The following is a 4157-nucleotide window of genomic DNA, read 5'->3' as shown; positions in this document are numbered from 1 at the left end:
CAGCTCGCCCAGGATGCCGTGCCCCTCCGGATACGCGCCGATCCGGGCGATCTGCTCGTCGCTGACGCCGACCGTGTGGAAGGCCGACAGCCTCCTGCCGTCGGGGCCGATGACACCGAGCGCCGCGTACTCGGCGTCCACGAGCGCCGCCGCGGCCTCGACGATGCTGTGCAGCGCCTGCTCCAGATCCAGCTCCCGCCCCACCGCGAGCACCGCCTCCAGGAGACTGTGCACCCGGTCGCGCGTCCCACGGGCCGCGTCCAGCCGTGCCTGCAACTCCCCCAGTAGTTCGTCCAGCCTCAGCTGAGGCAGCCGTACGCGGGCCTGTCGGGCCTCTTCGGAGCTTCCCACCTGCACTCCTCCAGGTGCGCTCGACGCGCGGGCGCTGATCCTTGCGGTCATGTGTCACGGTAGTGGGAGGGGGCAGGGAGTGCCGAGGGCGCGTGGCCGGTTCCGGCCGTCCGCACGGAGCCCGGTGCCCGCCCTCACCAGGTGCCCGACACCGTCATGGCCGTCCATGCGTGACCGGTGACGGCCGTGCCCGCGTGACCCGTGAGGGCGGCGCCCGTACGGCTGGTGAAAGCCCCGTGTGAACCGTGACGGCCCCGTATGGCCGGTGACGGACCGTTCACACGGTGAAGGGCACCCCCTCCGCTGTCTCGTCCCCGACGAGTTCACGTCCGGTGACCAGCTCCGCCGCGATGCGTACGAAGACCTCCCGCGGCGCGGACACCCAGGAGCGCGGACCGGTCCGGACGAGCCGCGCGTGCTCGTCCGGATCCGTGACCACGGTGGCGGCCCCGGTGACGACGACGCTCCAGCCGGACCTGGCGGCCGGGTCGACCTGGTCGGCCTCGAAGGCGACGACCGAGTCGTCGATCGCCCGCACCAGCTCGGAGGACGCGGAGGTGCACAACAGCACCGCACCGTCGGTGTCCAGGCTGAAGTTCACCGGCAGGACGGCGGGTAGTGCCTGACGGGTGTGGACGATGCGTCCCACGGGCACCAGGGCCAGTCGGCGCAGGCACTCCGGCCGGTCGAGCTCGCGGAATCCGTCGTGTGGGTACATCGGCCCGTCTCTCATGTCGTGCCGCCGCCCTGCGTGTCCCGGGCCGGACTCAGGCCGCGCGAACGGCGAGCTCGTGCAGCTCCCCGCCGAGCACCACCTTGAGGGCGCCGGTGTCGGCGGCCCCGGCGAACACGTCGTACGCCTCCTCGATGCGGTCGAGCGGGAAGGTGTGGGTGACGAGGTCACCGGTCGGCAGCCGGCCGGCCGTCGCCATCCGCAGCAGGGTCGGCGTGGAGTAGGTGTCGACCAGACCGGTGGTGATGGTCACGTCCTTGGTCCACAGGTCTTCGAGGTGCAGGGTCGCGGGTTTGCCGTGCACTCCGACGTTGGCCACATGGCCGCCGGGCCGGACCATGCGGGTGCAGAGTTCGAAGCTCTCGGGCACCCCCACGGCCTCGATGACCACGTCGGCGCCCAGGCCCTCGGTCAGGTCCGCGATCAGTTGCTCGGGGTCCTCGCCGACGAGTGCCACGGCGTCCGCGCCGAGGCGCCTGGCCGCGTCGAGCCGGGTGGGGGCCAGGTCCACGGCGACGATCCGCTCGGGCGCGAACAGCCGGGCCGTGGCGATCGCCGCGAGTCCGATGGGACCGGCCCCGACGACCACCACGGTGTCGCCCGGCCGGACCTGTCCGTTGAGCACACCCACTTCGTAGGAGGTGGGGAAGATGTCCGCCAGCAGCACGGCGTCCTGGCTCGCCATGGCGCCGGGCAGGGGATGCACGGAGAGGTCGGCGTACGGGACCCGCACGTACTCGGCCTGGGTGCCGTCGATCAGATGGCCGAGGATCCAGCCCCCGCCGCCCAGGCACTGGCCGTACATCGCCTCCCGGCAGTAGCGGCAGCGTCCGCACGCGCTGATGCAGGAGACGAGCACGCGGTCGCCCGGCCGTACGGTCCCGACGTCGCCGCCGATCTCGACGACCACGCCGACGGCCTCGTGGCCGAGCACGGTGCCGGGGCGCACCTCCGGCACGTCGCCCTTGAGGATGTGCAGGTCCGTTCCGCAGATGGTGACGACGCCGACCTGCACGATCGCGTCGGTGGGTGCCTTGATGTCCGGGTCGGGGACGTCCTCCCAGGCGGACTGTCCGGGACCGTGGAAGACGAAGCCTTTCATGACGCTCCTACTGTCCTTGGTCTGCACGGAAGCCGGGGCCCGCGGCCTCTGCACGGCCGGTGCGGTCCGGGCTCCGGTGGGACACCCGGACCGGCCCCACGGGTTCAGTCTGGCCCGCTCTTCGGTCGCGCGCTTGGGCCGACCGGCCCCCGTGGCCCGCCGGCCGGCTCGCTCCGTGTCCCCGTGGACTGCCGACTCGGCCGGAGCGCGCTGCAATGGAAGGGGAACGGTGCCCGTGGGGTGCGGGCGCGAGGAGGTGCCGGATGCGATTCGAGGACCGTACGGATGCCGGGCGCCGTCTGGCCGAGGACCTGGAGCATCTGCGGAGCGAGGACACGGTGGTGCTCGGGCTGCCGCGGGGCGGCGTCCCGGTGGCCCATGTGGTGGCGACGGCGCTGGACGCGCCGCTGGACGTGCTGGTGGTGCGCAAGCTGGGCGTCCCGTGGCAGCCGGAGCTCGGTTTCGGCGCGATCGGCGAGCACGGCGTCCGCGTCCTGAACGAGCGGGTGATCCGTGCGACCGGTGTGGACTCCGCGCAGCTGGCCGCCGTGGAGGAGGCCGAGCGGGCCGAGCTGGCACGGCGCGTACGCCGCTACCGCGCCGACCGTGCGCCGGTGCCCCTGGCCGGGCGGACGGTCGTGGTCGTGGACGACGGCCTGGCCACCGGCGCCACCGCCGAGGCCGCCTGCCGCGTGGTGCGCGACCAAGGCGCCGCCCGGGTCGTGCTCGCCGTCCCGGTCGCGCCGGAGGAGACCCTTCCCCACCTGCTGACGGTGGCCGACGAGGTCGTGTGTCCCGCCCCCCAGCGCTGGTTCGGTTCGGTCGGTGCCTGGTACCACGACTTCGCCCAGACCACCGACGACGAGGTCACCGCGCTGCTGGCCGGCCCGGTCCCGCCCGCACCGGACCCGCCACCGCCGAACCGGGAGGTCGAGGTGCCCTCGGGCCGGGAGCGGCTGGCCGCGCGGTTCGTGCTCCCGGAGTCCGCCCGTGCCGTGGTCGCCTTCGCGCACGGCAGCGGCAGCGGCCGGCACAGCCCCCGCAATCGGTACGTCGCCGGCGTCCTCAACCGAGCCGGCCTCGGGACGCTGCTGCTCGACCTGCTCACCGAGGAGGAGGAAGGCGACCGCGACAACGTGTTCGACATCGCCCTGCTGGCCGGCCGCCTCCAGTCGGCGGCAGCCTGGCTGCGCCGCCAAACCGCCCTGCCCGTGGGCTACTTCGGGGCGAGCACGGGCGCCGGGGCGGCGCTGGAGGCCGCGGCCGACGACCCCGCGATCGGTGCGGTCGTCTCCCGCGGCGGCCGCCCCGACCTGGCCTCCCCTGCGGCGTTGGCCCGCCTCCGGGCCCCGACCCTGCTCATCGTCGGCGGTCTCGACACGCAGGTGCTCAGTCTCAACCGGCTCGCCGCCGACCGGATGCGCTGCGAGCACCGCCTCGCCGTGGTCCCCGGAGCGGGCCACCTCTTCGCCGAGTCGGACACCCTGACCACGGTCGCCGAACTGGCCCGCGACTGGTTCACCACGCGCCTCGCCCCTCCACAGGCCGGCACTCCGCCGCTCAGATCCGCCTGACCACCGCGAACCGCGGGGCCCCGAAGTCGCGCCTCCGCTTCCGCGGCCGGACCCACGTGGCAGCGGAGTTGTCACCGCAGGCACCGCCGACGGCCGGTTTCGACCGTTGTGGGGCCACTAAGCGACATGTCCGTGTGGCGGGGCACGGGGTGCGCTGAGATGGCCGACTCATGGTGAGCCGCGGATCGGGGATGGGCATGAGCGACTTGGCCGAATCAGTGGCATCCGGTTCCGCCGGCATGGTGGCGCGGCCGGGGTGCCGGTGCGGCGACGGCACGGACACGAGCGGTCCCCGTGCCGCGGAGGAAAGGTTCCGCGGGCTCCTCGAGGCCGCGCCCGACGCCATGGTCATCGTCGACGACACCGGCATCATCCGACTCGTCAACGCCCAGACCGA

At 73.6% G+C, this 4157-nt stretch carries 4 protein-coding genes and 1 pseudogene; 2 read left to right on the top strand and 3 right to left on the bottom strand.

Annotated features, from left to right (window positions below):
* The 3 genes and pseudogenes from H305_RS49100 to H305_RS0143465 all read right to left on the bottom strand — a co-directional run.
* Positions 1-351: pseudogene (locus H305_RS49100) on the bottom strand (histidine kinase); the annotation flags it as partial.
* Positions 352-628: 277 nt separating this feature from the next.
* A complete protein-coding gene (locus H305_RS0143470) occupies positions 629-1069 on the bottom strand; it encodes a pyridoxamine 5'-phosphate oxidase family protein (protein ID WP_028805925.1) in 441 nt (146 codons plus the stop codon).
* A 49-nt stretch (positions 1070-1118) separates the two neighbouring features.
* A complete protein-coding gene (locus tag H305_RS0143465; RefSeq protein WP_028805924.1) occupies positions 1119-2186 on the bottom strand; it encodes a zinc-dependent alcohol dehydrogenase family protein in 1068 nt (355 codons plus the stop codon).
* Between the two features lie 263 nt (positions 2187-2449).
* On the opposite strand from H305_RS0143465, the gene H305_RS0143460 reads away from it, so the two are divergent.
* Positions 2450-3760, top strand: coding sequence for a phosphoribosyltransferase family protein (locus tag H305_RS0143460; RefSeq protein ID WP_028805923.1), 1311 nt, complete (start codon positions 2450-2452; stop codon positions 3758-3760).
* Positions 3761-3999: 239 nt separating this feature from the next.
* A partial coding sequence (locus H305_RS53155) for a PAS domain S-box protein (protein ID WP_158690706.1) occupies positions 4000-4157 on the top strand: 158 nt, incomplete at its 3' end.

It is taken from the genome of Streptomyces sp. 142MFCol3.1 (assembly GCF_000424945.1).
GTDB lineage: Bacteria > Actinomycetota > Actinomycetes > Streptomycetales > Streptomycetaceae > Streptomyces > Streptomyces siamensis.
This window is presented reverse-complemented; position numbering and strand designations above follow the sequence as displayed.